Below are 19,508 nucleotides of genomic sequence, written 5' to 3' on the forward strand. Positions count from 1 at the left end.
GATGCTTGCAGTCAGGCTTGGAACAACTTCATCAGCAGTACAAACCGAGTGATAAAGATGTGCGCCAGAGACTGGGCAAAGGTGACTGAACTTTAATGCGGAATGGTATGATTTGGTTGTTGGGCGGTTTGTGTTGCTGTGCTGACCCAGGCTGTCAGCATTTGCTCTTGCGCTTCTTTCTGCCCAGGCTAAGTACAGAGTTCTGCTCCGACTTTTCACGCTTCAGTCGACGTTTTTCTTTAATGTCCATCTGTGGTTTTTTCATTTTCTGTTTGTCCATTGTGTCCTCCGACTAACCAGTCAATATAAAAGTAAGCTAACCAATCAAGACCCTGGCCAATATACTAGGCGTTGGGCTTTTTATTTCAACTGACAAAAATAACTCTGATTTAACAATAAATACTTAACGCTACTTTTAAAGATAAACCCAAGGTTTAATTTGCTACACATATAAAACCAGAGCTAAATGCTGAAAAACGATGGAAATAGACAGAAAATAAAGAGGTATTCGAAGCACTGTTTACAGATTTTTAAACAAAGACAGGTTGCAACGCTAAAGAGGTAGGGGATGGATGGTGTTTCATCGGTCAAAAGGCTGGCATATGAGCAGGCGTAATGGGTTCACCCTGATAGAACTGGTCGTTGTGATTTTAATTCTGGGCATACCGGCGGTCATAGCGGCTCCAAAATTTATCAATCACCAGAGCGATGCCAAAACAGCGACAATTCAAGGGTTTCTCGGCAGTATCAAGAGTACCATGGGGATGTTGCATATGAAGGCAAATATCCAGGGAAAGACGGGCGCAGATGTGACTGTGGATACCGACTTCGGGCCTTACCAGTTTCACAATGCCTACCCTGAAACCCGCAGTGAATCTACCAGTCCTGCCCGCTATTTTGTGCAAACCTTTATCGATCTTGGAGGCTCCCCGTAGTCATAGTCTTTCCCCGGTGGCACCCATATTGCTCAATACGGTGATGTTTATGTCTATGAAAACAACGATATCTCCCGCATCGGTTATCGATTGAATGACAGTGATACATCGCTGATTAATGGGCATTGCTATGCCCAATACTCCCACGGTGCTTCAACTCAGGGCTTTGGCCTTGATGTGACGGGCTGCTGAGAACTTGAACAGTCTGGTTCGACACTGATAGCATAAACTCTTGAGTTACTGGTTTTTTATGGAAGCTAATATCAAGTTTAGGGATTGAAATGCTATATCTCGTTCTCACTGTCATCTTAAGCCTTTTTGGCGCTTTTACCTTCTTACCCAGATTCAAAGGTTTGGTTGAGCGCTACAACACAGGCATCAACTTTTTGCTCACCCTGATCGCCACCATGGCGGGTGTACTGTTGGCGATATCAATCACCAATTATGAGGCCGGGCAGAACGAAAAGCAGGATGTCATCAAGCTGCTGGGCGCGGCAATATCGTCGGTTGAGCAATGCCATGATTACAGTGAGGAGCTGGTGGAGTACTTCAGCAAGCTTCCAAAAGACCATGCGTTGAAAACTGACTTTTACCAAAAAAATCCGCCACCCTATCCGGGCTATCTGGATACCTTCCTGATGCAGAATATCGTCAGTAAAAACCTGTCCGGCATCGCGTTGGGTGAATTGAACGAGAGTCTCATCAACCTGAAAAGAGTGCAGATGGTCAACGTACCTCTGTATATCGAAACCTTGAAGCTGACCCATGAGCTACTGGCTCTGGAAGTCCGTTTCCAGAAAGGTGCACTGACCGAGACTCAGTTGGATTCAAGCGTTAATCAACTGACAGAAGAGTTACAGAATTTCCTGCTGGGGCAGTCTTCCGAGACCATTTGATACTCTCCCCGAAATAACAAAGCGCCAGCTATCTTCCGCTGGCGCTTTTCCTTGGCATATTGCCCCTCAATCTTTGAATGAGGGGCACACCTGATTCAGTGCTCTTGCCTCAAAACAGGCTGGATCTCCATTTTGCTCTTTCCCGCTCTTGCTGAGGGATCTCATCAAGCAGGTCTCGGTAAAGCTCTGGGTATTTATCTTCAACAAAGTTGTCCAGCGTCAGTCTCTGTTGCTGCAGATAACGCTCGGTTTGCCATTGCTCCCACACCTCTGAGTCAGTGCTGATCAGATATTCAAGCAGGGCCTGCGGTTGAACCAGATCAACCCGTTCCTCTTCTGTCATCAGCTTCTGAGCAGTGTGAAGTTCATTGCCATATCTTTCAGCCAGATGCTGGAACAGGTGTTGGTCGTAGATGCGGGAAACCATTTGAGCGTACTCGTGCAAAACGGTTTCTTTGTGGTCATCAACAATCAATACAGCCATCTTATTTGCTTTACAGTCACCCGGCGTATGGGCATTGGTTTCGCCCAGCTTCAGCCCTGTATCAACCCCATCGTAGAAGCCATAAGACACAACCTTGTATTGACGACACTGCCGCAAGCTACCAAAGGAGAACACAGTGCCTGATGGCGCGGGCTCCACATCCAACCAGCCTCGTCCATGATCTGAGCTGCCCCATGAGCTTGGAGGATCATCTCTATCGGAACAGATGGAGTTCATCGAGGTCATATTTCCCAGTTTCTTATAGCAGGTACGCACAAACTCAAACGCAGCAGGGTTGGTGTAATTCACTTCAACATCAATGGAGGCGTCATGTGATGAGCTGCCTGGTGCCACATCAACCACAGCGATATTGCTGATCAGCACATCTGGCTCTGACTCTGGCAAGGTGGATTGCTTATAGGTGCCAATCTTGCGCCATTTGGCGTCTTTCCATTTGCCCCGCCAGTTCTTCTTTTTGCAGTAGCACCACACCTTAAACTTGTACTCTGTACCTGAATTCAAACCCGTTGCGGTAAAGCTGTTGGGGGCGGTGTAGTTTTCAGAACCACCACACACATTTAGCGTGGGAGTCTTACGGTAACACACCTTGTAGCTGGACCCCACATGGTCGTAGTCACCACTGGGCACTGTCCAGGTAATGGAGATGGACTCATCGTCAGATCCTGTGCCCCACACCGAGCCAATGCCTCCCGCGGCGTGGGCCGTGCCCAGCATCAACATGCTAATAAACACGCCCTGGGTCAGCCGGGTCAACGTCTGCAGCCCTGCCGTTATTTTCCCAAAGCAGGCCCAGCTCCTCGATCTTGTTGCTATGTTCATGGCAAATATCCTTGGATTAAAAATACTCAGCCAAGGTAGCGACAAACATCATGGAGCATTAGCAATTTACAGGGATAAAACTGGGGAAACCGGGTAGAAATTGGGAAGAAATTAGAGGGAGTCTGTGCCTGTAAGCCCGCTGTGTTCATGGTTAACAGGTGTTGATGTTGTTGTCAGGACAGGAAATTGACCGTTGCTGCGGTTGTAAGAAGTGGGTTCAAAAGGGGCTAAAAAGATATCGCAACCCTGTCTTTTCGAAGGTTTCCTTTGCCTAGAATTGCGCGCCATGTGATGCATTACAAACCACCGGCTAAATCCAGAAAGTTACCGGTGGAAAATGATGATTTTTCAGACGCTAACCAATAAATGGCCTCCGCGACTTCATTAGGCAAACCACCCCGTTGCATCGGAATTTTACTTTTCAGTCGTTCTATACGATCAGGCTCTCCACCGTCAGCGTGCATATCGGTATAAATCAATCCCGGGCGGACACTATTAACTCTGATACCTTCTGCGGCAACTTCCAACGACAGACCTTTTGTTAACGTGTCAATTGCACCTTTTGACGCTGCATAATCAATGTATTCATTCGGTGAACCTGTCCGAGCCGCTCCCGAAGAGACATTAACTATGACGCCACCGAGACCACCATGACGAGTTGACATTCGTTTCACTGCTTCACGACAACACAAGAAATAACCCGTCACATTGTTTATGAGAATTGAGTTAATCCTCTCTTCACTCATTTCGTCTAAGCGCATTTGCTTCTTTAAGATGCCTGCATTGTTCACCACAACAGAAACAATACCAAGCTCTCGGTCAACGGTTTCAAACAGTTGAAGAACATCACCTTCTTTGGAAACGTCAGCTTGAACAGAAATACAATGGCCACCTGATGCTTTGATTTCTTCAACGAGTGTTTGAGCAGCCTCAGCATTAGATTTGTAATTAATGCATACGGAGAACCCATTCTGAGCAAAAAGCTTTGCTGTCGCAGCACCAATCCCTCGACTACCACCGGTAACGACAACTACTTTTTTATGGCTCATCATTCGTCCTTTTTACGCTGAATATAATGTATAGCGCCTTGCTAAGGTTCGGCTAGCTGCTACAAGAACCAAGCGACGCTACCGTAATCACTAAAGCCAATCAAACCAAAAATGCCAAAGGTTAGCCGTCATGCCTAAGCATTGTGTTAGTTTACACCTGCACTAATATTACCGAAAAGATGCTTAGCCAAAGCAGCTTAACCCAATACGATAAGCGTTGATAGTAACCAGTTAGCTTCTGTTTTCTAGCGGCTTTCGCCATTTTAACCAAGTAATAAGTTGCCAAGAAAACTGTAATTATTGAAGCCCCCCTAAACCAAAAAGGAACATAAATAGACTCTGGGCTAAAGGCTGTTATTACTGGTGCAAGTAAAAGTGATGAAAGCATAACAAAACCAGCCCAAGAATGAATTTTACAGCTTAGAGTCGGTGATTTTGTATAAGGGTCTTTATCCATAGGGAAATAGCCTGCAACCCAAGTTCCAATGCCATGTATGATTATTAATACGCCACAAATAGTTAACGCTAAATTTGAATTGTTAAGTTGAATTAATGCCCACCCGAATAAGCAAAAAATGATACCAAGTGGGTAGTTGTTAATGATGGGGGATATTTTTTCAGTTGGGCTGCCTGTCGCGCCTAACTCACTACAGAATTGATTTGAGTGATCATAATTGGGGTAAAGCTTTGCTGCTACATAAACCCCTACAGTAATCCATATAGTTGCTATTAACCCTGATAATGTAGCAATACTTTCTAACAACGCCGAATTCCTTGTGCAAACTAACATTCGTATCGCGTGGCCTTACAAAGTACCCCAACCTTGCAAGCCTGGTCTAGCTTGTAAGGTGTGGGCTACGTCGAAGCAAAAGATATCAGTATCAAGCCGCTGGAATGGCCGCAGCGATTGCCTTGATATATTCCACCTGAATTGGCTTGGTAAAAGCCCCTGGGCGCAATGCCTGCACCGCCGGGATAATCTCATCCAACTGCCAGTCTTTCTCCAGCAGCAAATGTGCTGCCAGTATTCCGGTGCGACCTGAACCGCCCAGGCAATGCATGGCTACCTTACCGCCGTTATCGACAATTGCATGCAACGCAGGACTGGCCGCCTGCCACTTGGCTGCGAACTCTGTTCCGGGGGCCTTGTCATCTTCAATCTCAATCTGGAACCACTGCATACCCAGCTCGCGGGTCTTGTCGCCCAGTGCAGCGACATTGTGCGCTGTCAGTTCGCTATCACTCAGTGCTGTCACTATCGCTTCAACGCCCATGGTTTTCAGTTGCTCAAGTGAGGTTTGCAGATCAGCTTCTTTGGTGCCCGGACAAGGGGTCAGTATCAATGCACCTGAGGTTTTCAGGTCGAGTTGCCATACAGGATGTGCCATTTTTAATCCTTATTGCTGAAGGAAGCAGCTTTGTTGAAGGGTATCGTGGGAACGATGATATATGAGTTCAGCCCATGGTTTCCACGGTCTGATTTGGTGAGATTTTTGCCCTAATCGGGCACAAATGAGATCGCTTTCAGCGACCAGAGGATCGCGGGCTTCCAGCCCACACCCGGGCAAAGGGGACTAGACGGCTTCGCCCCCTTTGCAAACCCCCTGCCGCCCCAGACGGTGCCGAAGACCCCTCGAATTTATAATGAAAATAGCTATCGGCTCAGACGCTCGTCCATGATTCGACTGAGCCTGCTTCGACATCCATGTCGAAGCCACGCAATTTTCATCAACATTCTTCGGCGGCACCGATGGGGAAATGGTGTATCCCTCATATCCATAGTTGTTTTAACGTGGGAAGCGTAATGGTTGATATAGCTTGTTTATCTAGATAAATACCATAGATAGTGCTAATAGATTTCAGAGGTGCTTAACTGTCTGAATAATAAATTTAAATTAGATTTATTGATGGGGCTGATTGTCACACAATACAAGTCTTATTAGTGCTGTCGAGAATACTATGCATGAAACAAAATGGCGAAAGTAGATATGTGATTGGATGAGAACGGCTTGGCCGGAAGACATCTATGTCGAGGAAGCATATACCCCATATGGTACTAATAACATCCACGAACGTTTGGCAAGGCCGGATATCCTAAGGATTTCTGCGGACGGTGGTATCAGCATAATTGAAGTTAAAAAATGGGGAAGTGCGGAGTTCAATAAGTGGGCAGTCCTTGGGCAGTTACAGCTTTATACATTCCTTACTGAAACACAGTATTTTCAAGATAATGATGATTATTATTGGATGCAAAACCTTATCAGAAAAGGCTTGTTCAGTCAGTCTGTTATCGACAATTTGGAACGCCGTTTTAAAGGAACTGATTGTGTCGTAGATGATTGGTGCGTTGTCATTGTTGATGGAGACAAAGAAGAAATAGAAAAATCAGAAATTCTCTGGCACATGTATGATTTTGTTAATTTAAACTTAGAAAATAACTGTAACTTTCGACCGTTGACTTTGCTGCATGCTACCGAAGTAGATGGGGAATATCGCTGCCATAATTTGGAATGTTGGTTTCGTAAAAACAGTAGTTTCAGCAACCCATATTCACCATGATATTTTTATAAGTAACTCTATATGTTAGTCGCGCGATTGTTGGTGGTTGCACCAGTCCCCTTCCGGAGTTGCCGGAGGGGATTGGATGCAATAGTGGATGCCATCATGGATGATGGCATAAGCGTCGCTGAGCCAGGGATGGTGAATCGACGCTGGTCACGTCAATTGCGTGCAATGCACGATGGATAACAACTTCGGTTGGGGCGCCCTTTGGAGTGCAGAGGGCTTTGGGCGAGCAAAGCCTTCTGCCCAGTGTGGGTGGAACCCACGACTTCCCCGCTTTCAAGCGGAAGCCCCGCAGGGGCTAGACCAATCACCAAACGGAGTTTGGCATTAACCCAAAGCCCAAGCGGTGACTGAGCTACTCCGCCTATTGGTGCACCAGCCGACCGGCCTTAACAACATTCACCAACGGGTTCCGTCCATAGGAATACGCCAGCTCTGCTGGGCTGGAGATATCCCACAGGCAGAAGTCGGCTTGCATACCGACATTAAGCACACCCACTTTAGACTCAATACCCAATGCTTTGGCGGCATTACGGGTCACGCCTGCCAGTACCTCTTCCGGCGTCAGGCGGAACAGGGTGCAGCCCATGTTGAGCATCAACAGGGTGGAGCAGATTGGTGATGAGCCGGGGTTGTAGTCACTGGCGATCACCATAGGCACCTTGTACTGACGCAGCAGGTCGATTGGAGGCAGCTTGGTTTCACGCAGGAAGTAAAATGCGCCGGGCAGCAGGGTGGCGCAGGTGCCGCTCTCAGCAATGGCTTTAACCCCTTCTTCATCCAGATACTCGATATGATCCACTGACTTGGCGCCCAGGTTGGCGGCCAGTGCCGAGCCGCCCATATTGGACAGTTGCTCGGCGTGCAGCTTGATATCCAGACCACTGGCTTTGGCGGTGGCCAGTACCTTTTGGGTTTGTGGCAGGTCGAAGGCAATGTTCTCGCAGAATACATCCACGGCGTCGGCCAGGTTCTCTTCCAGCACGGCGGGGATCATCTCTTTGACCACAAAGTCCACGTAATCATTGGCTCTGTCTTTGTACTCAGGCGGCACGGCGTGGGCACCCAGGAAGGTGGTTTTGACATCCACATGGTGGTGTTTGCCCAGCTCACGGGCCACCCGCAGCATTTTAAGTTCAGTGTCTTTATCCAGGCCGTAGCCGGATTTGATTTCAACCGTGGTGACCCCTTCTTTGGCCAGCGCATTCAAGCGCTTGCGGCCCTGTTCGAACAGCTCACCTTCGCTTGCCTCACGGGTGGCTTTTACTGTGGAAAGAATGCCGCCGCCGGCGCGGGCTATCTCTTCGTAACTGGCGCCATTAAGGCGCATTTCAAATTCATTGGCGCGGTTGCCGCCGAAGATAAGATGAGTGTGGGCATCAATCAGGCCCGGAGTGACCCAGCCGCCATTGCCTCTGTAAACCGGGGTTGCCATAACATCGAATTCCGGCAGGTCGGCGCGACTGCCCATCCACACAATTCTGTCATTCTTAATGGCGATAACGCCATCGCGGATAGCACCGTAAGGCTCTGAATTGTTGGGGTTCATTGTGGCGATATTAAGATCAATCCAAACCTGGTCCCAGTCCATCATCCGTTCCACTCCGTGTTGCTCTATAGTGAATAATGTAAACGCACTTGTATTTACTTGTATATACAAGCTACGATTGTAGCCGCTTTTTCAGTCAGATTGAAACAAGCAGCCGAACTTAGGTATTCGAACTTAGGGTAACCGGACGAAAGGAACAGGTCATGGCCACAGCAAAGTTCACGCTTATCAAACAGCATATCACCGGCAAGATTGAAGCGGGAGAATGGCAGGAAAATGCTCAGGTACCTTCTGAGAATCAGTTGGCTGAGCAGTTTAACTGCAGCCGCATGACGGCCCGTCGTGCCCTGACCGAACTGGTTGAGGCCGGGGTGCTGGAGCGCTCGCAGGGGCTGGGCACCTTTGTCGCCTCATTGAAATCCCAATCTTCCATGTTGGCCATTCGCAATATCGCTGACGAGATTAAAGAGCGTGGCCATGGTTACAGTGTTGAGCAGCTGGATCTGGAAGAGATAGATGCTATTGCCCCCATCGCAATTGCGCTGGGATTGGAGGAGGGCGATAAGGTATATCGCTCAGTGTTGCTGCACTGCGAGCAGGGCACCCCGCTGCAGCTGGAGGAGCGCTTTATCAATCCCAAGCTGATCCCCGACTATCTGAATCAGGATTTCAGCCAGATCACTCCCCACGAATACCTGTCGACTGTCGCCCCGCTGACTGAGGCTCGTCACATTATCGAGGCCATTCCAGCCGGTCAGCAGCTGAAAGAGCAGTTGCACCTGAAGGCCAATGAGCCCTGTTTACAGATTTTACGCCGCACCTGGTCACGCCATGGTGTGGTGAGTTTCGCCCGTTTGGTACATCCGGGCAGTCGCTTCCGGGTAGGCGGTCATCTGACCTTCAAATAGGCCCGTGGCAAGCGTTTTCAAGCCAAAGTTATACAAGTAGTTATACAAGTAAAACGACCAGTAACACGGTAAAAATTCAGCAATACAACAAAGGGATTCTCTGTAAACCCAGCCTGCGAAGACAGGCGCAGGAGAACCCACAACAAGGAACATAAGATGGATAAGAGACACGACCCGACCCGCAAGATCATTGCGCCCCATGGCTCTGAAATCACCTGTAAGAGCTGGTTGACCGAAGCCGCCATGCGCATGTTGATGAACAACCTGCATCCGGATGTGGCCGAGCGCCCTGAAGACCTGGTGGTGTACGGTGGTATCGGCCGCGCTGCCCGTGACTGGCAGTGCTACGACAAGATTATTGAGGTACTGCAGCGTCTGGAAGATGACGAGACTCTGCTGGTGCAATCCGGTAAGCCGGTGGGCGTGTTCAAAACCCATGCTGATGCGCCTCGTGTGCTGATCGCCAACTCCAACCTGGTGCCACACTGGGCCAACTGGGAACACTTTAACGAGCTGGATAAGCAGGGGCTGGCCATGTACGGCCAGATGACCGCAGGCAGCTGGATCTACATTGGTACTCAGGGCATTGTGCAGGGCACCTATGAAACCTTTGTGGCTGTCGCCAAGCAGCACTTTGACGGCGTAGCCAAAGGTCGCTGGATCCTGACAGGTGGTCTGGGCGGTATGGGTGGTGCACAGCCGCTGGCCGGTACCATGGCCGGTTTCTCTGTTATCGCCTGTGAAGTGGATGAAACCCGTATCGATTTCCGTCTGCGTACCCGTTATGTGGACAAGAAAGCCCACACTCTGGATGAAGCGCTGGAGATGGTGAAAGCCGCTGACGCCGAAGGCAAGCCTGTGTCTGTTGGCCTGCTGGCCAACGCTGCCGATGTGTTTGCCGAGCTGGTAGAGCGTGGCATTACCCCGGATGTGGTGACCGACCAGACCTCTGCCCATGACCCGCTGAACGGCTACCTGCCACAGGGCTGGACTATGGAGCAGGCCAAAGAGATGCGCGCCAAAGGTGAAGCGGCCGTGGTTAAGGCGGCAAAAGAGTCTATGGCGGTGCAGGTTAAGGCGATGCTGGCCCTGCAGGAGCGCGGCGCAGCGACCCTGGACTATGGTAACAACATCCGCCAGATGGCTATGGAAGTGGGCGTTGAAAATGCCTTCGACTTCCCCGGCTTTGTACCTGCCTATATCCGTCCTTTGTTCTGTGAAGGTATCGGTCCTTTCCGCTGGGCTGCCCTGTCGGGTGACCCGGAAGATATCTACAAGACAGATCAGAAGGTGAAAGAGCTGATCCCCGATGACCCACACCTGCACAACTGGCTGGATATGGCCCGCGAGCGTATCGCCTTCCAGGGTCTGCCTGCCCGTATCTGTTGGGTTGGCCTGAAAGACAGAGCCCGTCTGGCACTGGCCTTTAACGAAATGGTGAAAAACGGCGAACTGAGCGCCCCGGTTGTGATTGGTCGCGACCACTTGGATTCCGGCTCTGTTGCCAGTCCCAACCGTGAAACCGAATCCATGATGGATGGTTCAGATGCCGTATCTGACTGGCCGCTGCTTAATGCGCTGCTGAACACTGCCGGTGGTGCGACCTGGGTATCTCTGCACCATGGTGGTGGTGTGGGCATGGGCTTTAGTCAGCACTCTGGTGTGGTGATCTGCTGTGACGGCTCAGATGCCGCAGCCAAGCGTGTGGGTCGCGTGCTGTGGAATGACCCGGCTACCGGCGTAATGCGCCATGCCGATGCGGGCTACGACATAGCTAAAGACTGTGCCAAAGAGCAGGGCCTGGACCTGCCCATGCTGGAAGATTAATCGCACGGTTTGCCGCTCATTTTGCGACTAATTTTACCAATAATAATTAAGCGCAACGCCGGGTCACAGGCTCGACCTGCCCGACGTTGCCGGAGAAGTCATTGATGGAACATATTGTTATCCACCCGGGTAAGCTGACCCTGTCTCAGCTGCGTCATATCAGCCGCCATGCGGTGAAAGTTTCGCTGGCAGACGCCGCGCTGGAAGGTATTCACAAGAGTGCTGCCACAGTGCAGCAGGTACTGGATGAAGGCCGCACCGTTTACGGCATTAACACCGGCTTTGGTTTGCTGGCCAACACCAAGATTGCGCCGGAAGATTTGCAATTGCTGCAGCGCTCCATTGTGCTGTCCCACGCTGCCGGTACCGGCCAATACATGCAGGACGCAACCGTGCGCCTGATGATGGTGCTGAAGATTAACTCCCTGTCCCGCGGTTTTTCGGGTATTCGCCTGCAGGTGATTGAGTTCCTGATGAGCCTGCTGAATGCCGAAGTTTACCCCTGTGTACCAGAAAAAGGTTCAGTGGGCGCTTCAGGTGATCTGGCTCCTCTGTCTCACATGTGCCTGCCGCTGCTGGGCGAAGGTGAAATGAGCTATAAGGGACAGATACTGTCAGCCAAAGAGGGTTTGGAGATTGCCGGTCTTGAGCCGCTTGAGCTGGCTGCCAAGGAAGGTCTGGCGCTGCTGAATGGTACTCAGGCATCCACTGCACTTGCACTGGAAGGTCTGTTCCACGCCGAAGATCTGTTTGCCGCTGGCAGCGTCATTGGCGCCATGAGCGTTGAAGCCGCCATGGGCAGTCGCAGCCCGTTCGACCCACGTATTCATGAAGTGCGCGGTCAGAAAGGCCAGATAGATTCAGCGGCGGTATTCCGCCACCTGCTGGGTGAAGAGTCTGAGATCAGCCTGGCTCACGTGGATTGCGAAAAGGTGCAGGACCCTTACTCACTGCGCTGTCAGCCCCAGGTGATGGGTGCCTGTTTGACGCAAATTCGCCATGCTGCCGAAGTGCTTGAAGTTGAAGCCAACGGCGTAACCGATAACCCGCTGGTGTTTACCGACAATGGTGACATTATTTCCGGCGGTAACTTCCACGCCGAGCCTGTGGCCATGGCGGCGGATAATCTGGCGATTGCCATTGCTGAGCTGGGTGCCATTGCCGAGCGTCGTATTGCTTTGCTTATCGACTCCAACCTGTCCAAGCTGCCCCCTTTCCTGGTGGAAAACGGCGGCGTGAACTCAGGCTTTATGATTGCCCAGGTCACTGCGGCGGCGCTGGCGTCTGAGAACAAGACCTTTGCCCACCCAGCATCGGTAGACAGTCTGCCAACCTCTGCCAACCAGGAAGACCATGTCTCCATGGCGACCTTTGCCGCCCGTCGTTTGCGAGATATGGCTGAGAACACCCGTGGCGTGCTGGCAGTGGAGCTGCTGGCGGCAGCTCAAGGTTTGGATTTCCGTGCACCGCTGAAGCCTGCTGATGCGGTGGCCGAGGCGAAGGCAGAGCTGCGCGAAGTGGTGGCCTACTATGACAAGGACAGATACTTTGGTCCTGACATTGAGAACGCCACTGACCTGCTGTGCGGCGCTTCTTACAACCGCTTCCTACCAGCTGGCCTGATGCCAAGCTTCTAAGCAGCAACAGCGGTCATAGTTAAAACCATAAAGAGCCTGACTCCTGATGAGTCAGGCTCTTTTGTTTTTGTCGAATGATTGTGGCGAAAGACTAAAACTCGAAAGCTGCTAACCACGAAGGACGCGAAGGACACGAAGAAAAGCCTAGGCAAGTTCTCTCTTCGCTCTTACTTCGTGCTCTTCGTGTAGCGAACGTAGTGAGTGCTTCGTGGCAAATCGTTTTTAAAAAAAGACCCCGGCTGGTGCCGGGGTCTAGGTGTTCTGATATTGGCTGAGCGCTACTGCTGAGTTGGTGCAGTCGGCTGCGTGCCTCTGCGGCGCAGTAGCTGGGTGTTGATATTGCGCATATCTTCCCCGGTTGGATTCTGGAATGGTCTCAGGCCGAACTCGGGCAGAATCGCAAACACATGGTCGAACAGATCTGCCTGAATGTCTTCGTAGAAGCCCCAACGGGTATCATTGGTAAACACATATATCTGGATAGGTAAGCCGGTAGGGCCGGGTTCCAGCTGGCGTACCAACATGGTCATATCCTTGCGGGTATGCTCACTTTTAAGCAGGTACTCCTTCATATAAGCGCGGAAGGTACCCACATTGGTAAGGTAGCGGCCATTTACCGGATCGTCGCCGGACTCGATACTCTGGTTATATTCGGTCAGCTGCTGCTTCATACCTGCCAGATATTCTTTCAGCAGGTTGATGCGCTCCAGGCGGTTAATGTCTTCGATTGTCAGAAAGCGGATTGAGTCCACATCAATATTGACTGATCGGGTGATGCGACGGCCACCGGATTCCGACATGCCGCGCCAGTTTTTAAAGGCGTCCTGCACCAGGGCGTAAGCCGGGATCATAGTTAAGGTGTTGTCCCAGTTACGCACTTTGACTGTGGTCAGGGAGATCTCTTCAATGGAGCCGTTGGCGCCATATTTATCCATCTGAATCCAGTCACCCTGGCTCACCATGCGGTTGGCCGCCAGCTGGATACCGGCTACAAAACCCAGAATGGTGTCGCGGAATACCAACATCACCAAACCGGTTGCCACACCCAAACTGGAGAGAAAAATAACCGGAGACTGGTTGGCCAGTACCGAGATACACAGAATGATGCCCACAAAGAAGAGGAACAGCTTACACAGCTGCACGAAGCTCTTGATTGGCATGCGGCGGCTGACCAGATTGATATCGGCAATCTCGTTGGCAGCATCGAGCGAGGCGTAAGCCGCTCGTATCATGAGCACCACGATGGCGACGCTGAGCAGTCGGTCGACCACACTGGAGAGCAGGGCGTGTTCAGACAGCGCGATGGGAATAAGCAGGTTGATGACCAGTGCCGGTACCAGCAGCGCCAGCTTCTCCAGCACTTTAAAGTGCATAAAGCTGTCATCCCAGCTGGCTTTGGAGCGCTTGATCACCACATTGATGGCACGGATAACCCCGCGGCGCACTATGATGTAGGCGATAAGTGCTGTCACCAGACTGGCAATAATCAGTACCAGGGTGGGAATCCCTTCAGAGGGTTGTGCATCTATGCCTATGGCCGTCAGCCACTCAGCAATTTGGTGCCTGAGTCTCTCGTCCAATCTTGAATCTCCAATATTCAGCTTGTCGCTAGGGTTATAACCCTAGATTATCAGAAAATTCTCGGCAATCGCCTTTCGGGTATATCACAATTACATGTTGTAATAATTTGACCACAGTTTGTTTTTGCGCTCGGCCGGGTTAACAGTTAGCATTGGGCGGTCGCTTTGATTGCATATAAATTCAAATAATTAAAGGTACTTGGTGCGTATTTTTTCCCGCCCGCCGTTGATGTTGTTGGCTGCCTTATTGCTGGTGTTGATCGCCGGGGTGACCCTGGGTGTCGGCTTCAGATATGAAGGTTTGCAACAGGTCGCACAGGCCAAAGAGGACACCCAGGCAAGGCTGAATCAGCAACTTCAGCGAATGTCCCATGTGTTGCGCAATGCCCTGAAGCAGGGGGATGTAAGCCGTGTGCGCCAGGAACTCTCTCTTATCACCATCGACCTTAATTTCCTCTCTTTTCTGGTTCTCAGCCCATCCGGGCACATTGATTACGCCAACTACCTTATCTGGGAAGGCAATAATGCCGGAGAGATGATTGCCGGTTACTGGCCCAAACTGCACCAACAAGCAATTAAGCATAATGAAGCTATCTTCAGCTTCGACGACTCCTCTGACCGACTGCAAAGTTATTTCCCCGTATCTGGCTTCGATAATGGGCAAGAGCAATTTCTCCTGTTTGTTCAATACGATATTAAGCCTGAGCTGAATGCCCTGCAGCACGGGCTTAAGCAGAGGTTTTATGTACTCGCCATGTTGGCGGTGCTGGTGATCGTACTGGCTTTGGTTTTGCTCTACATGATAGTGATCAGGCCGCTGGGCTCCATCGCATCAGATGGACCGATACAGGGCTATGCCACCCGTGAATTCAAACTTATTCAGAAAAAGCTGCACTGGTATCGACAGCAGCGCAAACAGCTGCAGGAAAGATTAAGCGACAGTGAACAGCGCTGGCTGTTTGCTGTGGATGGTTCGCAAAACGGTATCTGGGACTGGAATATCGCGACGGGTCAGGTGTATCTGTCTGAACGCTGGAAGGGCATGTTGGGCTATCGTCCGGATGAGCTGGAGTCCGACTTTGAAGCCTGGACTACCCGGGTGCATCCCGATGATAAAGAGCGTGTACTGGAAGAGCTGAACCAGTTTATCGACGGTACCATTCCCGAATTTGAGAATGTGCATCGCCTCAGGCACAAGGATGGTCACTATGTGTGGGTGCTGGACCGGGCCATGCAGGTAAGCTGGGATATGCGGGGCAATCCGACCCGGATTATCGGCTCCCACACAGATGTGTCTGAGAATATCCGCAATGAAGAAGCGATTGCGTTTCAGGCCAATCATGATGCCCTGACCCATCTGGCCAACCGCAGTGCCGTGATGGATACGTTGGAGCAGCATCTGCAGCAGGCGGATGAGCATACCCGCACCGCAGCGTTGTTTGTGCTGGATCTGGATAACTTCAAAACCATTAATGAAGCCCTCGGGCATCAGGCCGGTGATCGCCTGTTGGTGCAGGTGGCAAACCGCTTATCCGGCTATTTTGCCAATAACGCGCTGGTGGCCCGGCTGGGTGGTGATGAGTTTGCCGTGCTGGCTTACGGTGTTGGTCAGGATGCCGACACGGCCACCAATCGGGCACTGGCCCTTGGTGGCGGGATTCGCCGTTTGATGTCCCGCCCCTTTATGCTGGACAGTCAGCCTATGACCATCTCCGCCAGTGTGGGAATTTGCCTGGTGGACAGTCGTCCTGACTCCCCCGAAGACTTGCTGAAGTGGGCGGATATCGCCATGTATCAGGCCAAGCAGGAAGGGCGTAACCACTGCTGCGTTTATAACGAGGCGATGGAACATAACGCCATGGACAGCCTGTGGCTTCACAATGAGCTGAGATACGCCATAGAGAGAAACCAGTTTTGTTTGGTGTTTCAGCCGATTATGGATGCCAGAGGCGAGGTGGTCAGTGCCGAAACCCTGTTGCGCTGGTATCACCCTGAGCGGGGCTTTATTTCTCCTGCTGAGTTTATCCCTGTGGCGGAGAACTCAGGTGTGATTCTGGATATCGGTAACTGGGTGCTGGAAGAGGTGTGCCGCTTTGTGGTCCGGATGCGCAGCTCAGGTCAGGATGTGCCGGCGATTGCGGTTAACGTCAGTGCCCGTCAGTTTAATCAATCCGGCTTTGCCCCTCAGTTGTTTGACCTGCTGGAACGCACTCAGGTGGCCTCGTCGGCGATGGAACTGGAAGTGACCGAATACGCCCTGCTGAATAATGTCGATGCCATCAGCGAACGTATGGCGGCACTGAAGGAGCATGGTCTGCATATTGCCATCGATGACTTTGGTACCGGCTACTCCTCGTTGAGCTATCTGCAGTCACTGCCGCTGTCGCGCCTTAAGGTGGATGCCTCCTTTGTACAGAAGATTGGGGAAGACAGCGCCTCAGACGCCATAGTCAAAGCTGTGGTGGATATGGGCCACTCACTGGGACTGGAAGTGGTGGCAGAAGGGGTGGAGACCAAGGAGCAGCTGAGGTATCTGCAGCAGTTGGGATGTGACTACTTCCAGGGCTATCTGTTCAGTAAGCCGCTGGCTGAAGGGGACTTTATTACCTACATTCAGCGACAGCGGCAACTGGCGGTGTAACCTTAGGAGCTTGGTATCAGCTAAAGAAGTACCAGGCGGTCAGCACATAGCTGCCAATGGCACTGCCAACCACAGGATAGATAAGATATCCATCGTCGGTACGGCGGGCTCTGCGGAAGCAAATTCCCACCATCAGCAGGTTATAAACCAGCAACAGACCGGAGCTGATGACCGCGTATCTGGCACTCATTCCCTGAAGGTTGAGTGTCAGCCAGATCAGCATCAGCCACCCCAGCAAAATCAGGTACAGAAACACCTTTTGTGGCCCGTCCGGGCCTTTTCGATTAAACGCACTAGACATAGTTAACGCCCATCATCCATGAATAAACTGTTCATTCCTTTATCTCTTGGAAAACGGTACTGACGTTTTTTGGCGCGTACCCACTTCATGGCCTGCAACAGCAACTCATCACTGACCTGCCGATAACTGGCACCGTAAAACTTCAATGGCCCCTGCACTCTGCGTCCATGGGTAATCACCACAGGCAAACTGATGTCGTCCATTCTGAGCTTCAGCTCCTGACCTGAGTGCAGGCTGGTACTGGAGATAAGGCCAACGCCTCCCCGGCTGATATCCTTGATATTGGCCATGCCGATACGACCCGGTTTCCACCATTGTGGATGGTGCAAACTGACGGTCACACCGTCACAGGCCAGCAGCAGATCTGAATCCTTGCTCAACCTCAGGCTGATTCTGGGGTGAGCTCTGCGGGGATCTTCCCGGTGTTGTTTCATTGCACTCAGCGCTCCAATACAGAGGCTGCGCCAGGGTACCTGGCTTTGGGTTGGTTCATCTCTGCGGCTTCCCTTGCCTGTGGCAGCATCTCTCCGGTCAGCAGGCGGGACAGTTTTCCGGCCGCATCCTGAGTCAGCACCATGATTTCAATTCTGCGATTTTTGGCATGATAAGGGTCTTCAGGGATCAGCGGGACTCTGGCTGCCATTCCTGTGACCTGTAACAGCTGATTTGGGTGCACGCCGCTGTACTCCAACGTCTGGCGGGCGATTAACGCTCTGTCTGCCGACAGCTCCCAGTTGGTATAGCTGCGGCCCACATAGGGCAGGGCATCGGTATGGCCTGACACCGTCAGACCGTTTTTGACCTGACCCAGCAAGGGAGCCAGCGCCATCAGCAGGTCTTCAAAATAGGGCTGCATCTGCGCCTGCCCCAGTTTGAACATGGCCTGATGTTCGCTGTCGTGGATCAGAATACGTATTCCCTGGGGCAGTATCTGCAGGGCGACATTGGAGCCCATCTGTGCCGCTTCAATGACTTGATTGATCTCCCGTGCCAGCAACTCCAGCTGAGCCTGGGTGGCAAACTCTCCGGGCACCAGCGAGTTCAGCTCAGGGCCCAGTCCGGCCTTGGTCTGCTTTTCCCCTTCCGGCACCCTGACATGCATAGAGGCACCGGCTCTGTCGGTACCTGCGTGGTGGGTGGGAATCGCGCCGGGCTGCACCTGCATATTGCCCTGCAGGTCGATCAGTGAAGGGCTGTTACTGATATCAAAGGGGTTCATTTCACCGGCGGCAAACAGGTCACCATTGATATATTGCACCACCATTTCCCGCTCTTTCTGATCGGCAACCTGAATAATCCAGAGCACCATAAACAGCGCCATCATGGCCAGGGTAAAGTCGGCAAATGCCACCTTCCACGCACCACCGTGCGCCGCATGCTTTCCGCCCCGGGGGCGTTTGCGGATAATGACAGGATCGTTGGAGACAGCCATCAGAAGCGTTGCTCCATCAGCATCTGCTCCAGTTCAATAAAGCTGGGGCGGTTTTCCAGTTGGATCTGCTTACGGCCGGCATCAATCGCCTGCATAGGCGGTTTGCCCTTGGCGAAGGTAGACAGCATGGCGGAGATGCAACGCAGCCGGGTAACTTCACGCTCCACCTGATGTTCCAGTGCTTTGGACAGAGGGTCGAACAGGCAGTAACAGGCGAAGATACCGATAAAAGTTCCCACCAGAGCGGCCGCTACTTTAACGCCAATCAGGGTAATGGGACCGTCGATATTGGACATGGTAATAATAATGCCCATCACCGCCGCCAGAATACCGAATCCCGGCATAGCCTCGGCGATCTTGGCCACAGCTTCTGACGGACGCAGAGCGTCGTGCTCGATGCGGTGGATCTCCTCCTCCAGAATCACTTCCAGATCATGGGCGGAGATCTTACCTATGGATTGCAATCTGAGGTTATCGATCAGGAACTGCAGTACCTGTGGGTGCTCCAGTACTGTGGGATACATTAAAAACAGTGAGCTTTCGTTGGGGTTTTCAATATGGGCGTCCAGCACCTTCAGACCCTGGGACTGGATCTGGGTCATCAGCATGCTCATCAGGCCAAACAGCTGGGGATACAGCTCAGGGTCTTCCTGCTCTTTGGACAGATTGCGACACTGGGTCAGCATCTCCAGCAGGACTGGCTTGGGGGTGGCGATGACCAGAGCACCGATACCTGCGCCGAAAATAATCAAAATTTCAGCGGGTTGCCACAAAGCCCCCAGCAGGCCGCCCGCCCAGACGTAGCCGCCGAACACAGACAAGATAATGACCACCAATCCCACAAGTTTATTCATTTGCTGTCAC

Annotated in this window: 18 protein-coding genes; 7 read left to right on the forward strand and 11 right to left on the reverse strand. The window is 51.6% G+C overall.

What is annotated here, in order from left to right; genetic code table 11:
* Window positions 1–154 precede the first annotated feature (154 nt).
* A complete protein-coding gene (locus L2725_RS23255; protein ID WP_283164321.1) occupies window positions 155–280 on the reverse strand; it encodes a hypothetical protein in 126 nt (41 codons plus the stop codon).
* Between the two features lie 322 nt (window positions 281–602).
* Between L2725_RS23255 and L2725_RS14740 the strand changes: the two genes are divergently transcribed.
* Both L2725_RS14740 and L2725_RS14745 read left to right on the forward strand, forming a co-directional pair.
* Window positions 603–935 (forward strand): type II secretion system protein, encoded by a 333-nt coding sequence (locus L2725_RS14740; protein ID WP_249249636.1) that lies wholly within the window; start codon window positions 603–605, stop codon window positions 933–935.
* Window positions 936–1,216: 281 nt separating this feature from the next.
* Window positions 1,217–1,831: a hypothetical protein gene (locus L2725_RS14745; RefSeq protein WP_249249637.1), complete on the forward strand. Its 615-nt coding sequence runs from the start codon at window positions 1,217–1,219 to the stop codon at window positions 1,829–1,831.
* A 109-nt stretch (window positions 1,832–1,940) separates the two neighbouring features.
* Here the strand turns inward: L2725_RS14745 and L2725_RS14750 are convergent, their stop codons facing one another.
* The 4 genes from L2725_RS14750 to L2725_RS14765 all read right to left on the reverse strand — a co-directional run bounded on the left by L2725_RS14750 (window position 1,941) and on the right by L2725_RS14765 (window position 5,592).
* Window positions 1,941–3,155 (reverse strand): fibronectin type III domain-containing protein, encoded by a 1,215-nt coding sequence (locus tag L2725_RS14750; RefSeq protein ID WP_249249638.1) that lies wholly within the window; start codon window positions 3,153–3,155, stop codon window positions 1,941–1,943.
* A 296-nt stretch (window positions 3,156–3,451) separates the two neighbouring features.
* The gene (locus L2725_RS14755) at window positions 3,452–4,204 is read right to left on the reverse strand and encodes an SDR family oxidoreductase (protein WP_249249640.1); all 753 of its coding nucleotides are present in this window, start codon (window positions 4,202–4,204) and stop codon (window positions 3,452–3,454) included.
* 151 nt (window positions 4,205–4,355) lie between these two features.
* Window positions 4,356–4,967 (reverse strand): DUF998 domain-containing protein, encoded by a 612-nt coding sequence (locus L2725_RS14760; protein WP_249249642.1) that lies wholly within the window; start codon window positions 4,965–4,967, stop codon window positions 4,356–4,358.
* A gap of 118 nt (window positions 4,968–5,085) precedes the next feature.
* On the reverse strand, window positions 5,086–5,592 hold the full coding sequence (locus tag L2725_RS14765; protein WP_249249643.1) for a cyclin-dependent kinase inhibitor 3 family protein: 507 nt from the start codon (window positions 5,590–5,592) through the stop codon (window positions 5,086–5,088).
* A gap of 610 nt (window positions 5,593–6,202) precedes the next feature.
* On the opposite strand from L2725_RS14765, the gene L2725_RS14770 reads away from it, so the two are divergent.
* The gene (locus tag L2725_RS14770) at window positions 6,203–6,763 is read left to right on the forward strand and encodes a hypothetical protein (RefSeq protein WP_249249644.1); all 561 of its coding nucleotides are present in this window, start codon (window positions 6,203–6,205) and stop codon (window positions 6,761–6,763) included.
* 370 nt (window positions 6,764–7,133) lie between these two features.
* On the opposite strand, the gene hutI is transcribed toward L2725_RS14770, so the two are convergent.
* Complete coding sequence (hutI, locus tag L2725_RS14775; RefSeq protein ID WP_249249897.1) at window positions 7,134–8,360, reverse strand: imidazolonepropionase; 1,227 nt, start codon at window positions 8,358–8,360, stop codon at window positions 7,134–7,136.
* Window positions 8,361–8,521: 161 nt separating this feature from the next.
* On the opposite strand from hutI, the gene hutC reads away from it, so the two are divergent.
* The 3 genes from hutC to hutH all read left to right on the forward strand — a co-directional run bounded on the left by hutC (window position 8,522) and on the right by hutH (window position 12,690).
* A complete protein-coding gene (gene hutC, locus L2725_RS14780; RefSeq protein ID WP_249249645.1) occupies window positions 8,522–9,226 on the forward strand; it encodes a histidine utilization transcriptional repressor HutC in 705 nt (234 codons plus the stop codon).
* Between the two features lie 156 nt (window positions 9,227–9,382).
* A complete protein-coding gene (gene hutU / locus L2725_RS14785; protein ID WP_249249646.1) occupies window positions 9,383–11,053 on the forward strand; it encodes a urocanate hydratase in 1,671 nt (556 codons plus the stop codon).
* Window positions 11,054–11,157: 104 nt separating this feature from the next.
* Entirely contained in the window at window positions 11,158–12,690 is a 1,533-nt protein-coding gene (hutH, locus tag L2725_RS14790) for a histidine ammonia-lyase (RefSeq protein ID WP_249249647.1), read from the forward strand.
* Window positions 12,691–12,968: 278 nt separating this feature from the next.
* On the opposite strand, the gene L2725_RS14795 is transcribed toward hutH, so the two are convergent.
* The gene (locus tag L2725_RS14795) at window positions 12,969–14,270 is read right to left on the reverse strand and encodes a mechanosensitive ion channel family protein (RefSeq protein ID WP_249249648.1); all 1,302 of its coding nucleotides are present in this window, start codon (window positions 14,268–14,270) and stop codon (window positions 12,969–12,971) included.
* A gap of 202 nt (window positions 14,271–14,472) precedes the next feature.
* Here L2725_RS14795 and L2725_RS14800 point away from each other — a divergent pair, with 202 nt between their 5' ends.
* Window positions 14,473–16,911, forward strand: a complete 2,439-nt coding sequence (locus L2725_RS14800; protein ID WP_249249649.1) for a putative bifunctional diguanylate cyclase/phosphodiesterase — start codon at window positions 14,473–14,475, stop codon at window positions 16,909–16,911.
* Between the two features lie 16 nt (window positions 16,912–16,927).
* On the opposite strand, the gene L2725_RS14805 is transcribed toward L2725_RS14800, so the two are convergent.
* From L2725_RS14805 to motA, 4 genes are read right to left on the reverse strand one after another with little or no spacing between them, the layout of a single operon-like run.
* Complete coding sequence (locus tag L2725_RS14805) at window positions 16,928–17,212, reverse strand: hypothetical protein (protein WP_248936771.1); 285 nt, start codon at window positions 17,210–17,212, stop codon at window positions 16,928–16,930.
* Window positions 17,213–17,214: 2 nt separating this feature from the next.
* Window positions 17,215–17,646 (reverse strand): PilZ domain-containing protein, encoded by a 432-nt coding sequence (locus L2725_RS14810; RefSeq protein ID WP_249249650.1) that lies wholly within the window; start codon window positions 17,644–17,646, stop codon window positions 17,215–17,217.
* A 5-nt stretch (window positions 17,647–17,651) separates the two neighbouring features.
* Window positions 17,652–18,644 (reverse strand): flagellar motor protein MotB, encoded by a 993-nt coding sequence (locus L2725_RS14815; RefSeq protein WP_249249652.1) that lies wholly within the window; start codon window positions 18,642–18,644, stop codon window positions 17,652–17,654.
* A complete protein-coding gene (gene motA, locus L2725_RS14820; protein ID WP_248936774.1) occupies window positions 18,644–19,498 on the reverse strand; it encodes a flagellar motor stator protein MotA in 855 nt (284 codons plus the stop codon). The genes L2725_RS14815 and motA overlap by 1 nt, the downstream gene beginning before the upstream one ends.
* Between the last annotated feature and the right edge of the window lie 10 nt (window positions 19,499–19,508).

The organism is Shewanella corallii, from assembly GCF_023349125.1.
Classification (GTDB): Bacteria; Pseudomonadota; Gammaproteobacteria; order Enterobacterales; family Shewanellaceae; genus Shewanella; species Shewanella corallii.

Coding starts and splice junctions, on each gene's coding strand:
- hutC (WP_249249645.1), top strand. CDS start 8,522: ATGGCCACAGCAAAGTTCACGCTTATCAAACAGCATATCACCGGCAAG.
- motA (WP_248936774.1), bottom strand. CDS start 19,498: ATGAATAAACTTGTGGGATTGGTGGTCATTATCTTGTCTGTGTTCGGC.
- L2725_RS23255 (WP_283164321.1), bottom strand. CDS start 280: ATGGACAAACAGAAAATGAAAAAACCACAGATGGACATTAAAGAAAAA.
- L2725_RS14750 (WP_249249638.1), bottom strand. CDS start 3,155: ATGAACATAGCAACAAGATCGAGGAGCTGGGCCTGCTTTGGGAAAATA.
- hutH (WP_249249647.1), top strand. CDS start 11,158: ATGGAACATATTGTTATCCACCCGGGTAAGCTGACCCTGTCTCAGCTG.
- L2725_RS14740 (WP_249249636.1), top strand. CDS start 603: ATGAGCAGGCGTAATGGGTTCACCCTGATAGAACTGGTCGTTGTGATT.
- L2725_RS14805 (WP_248936771.1), bottom strand. CDS start 17,212: ATGTCTAGTGCGTTTAATCGAAAAGGCCCGGACGGGCCACAAAAGGTG.
- L2725_RS14810 (WP_249249650.1), bottom strand. CDS start 17,646: ATGAAACAACACCGGGAAGATCCCCGCAGAGCTCACCCCAGAATCAGC.
- L2725_RS14815 (WP_249249652.1), bottom strand. CDS start 18,644: ATGGCTGTCTCCAACGATCCTGTCATTATCCGCAAACGCCCCCGGGGC.
- hutI (WP_249249897.1), bottom strand. CDS start 8,360: ATGGACTGGGACCAGGTTTGGATTGATCTTAATATCGCCACAATGAAC.
- hutU (WP_249249646.1), top strand. CDS start 9,383: ATGGATAAGAGACACGACCCGACCCGCAAGATCATTGCGCCCCATGGC.
- L2725_RS14755 (WP_249249640.1), bottom strand. CDS start 4,204: ATGAGCCATAAAAAAGTAGTTGTCGTTACCGGTGGTAGTCGAGGGATT.
- L2725_RS14745 (WP_249249637.1), top strand. CDS start 1,217: ATGCTATATCTCGTTCTCACTGTCATCTTAAGCCTTTTTGGCGCTTTT.
- L2725_RS14770 (WP_249249644.1), top strand. CDS start 6,203: ATGAGAACGGCTTGGCCGGAAGACATCTATGTCGAGGAAGCATATACC.
- L2725_RS14765 (WP_249249643.1), bottom strand. CDS start 5,592: ATGGCACATCCTGTATGGCAACTCGACCTGAAAACCTCAGGTGCATTG.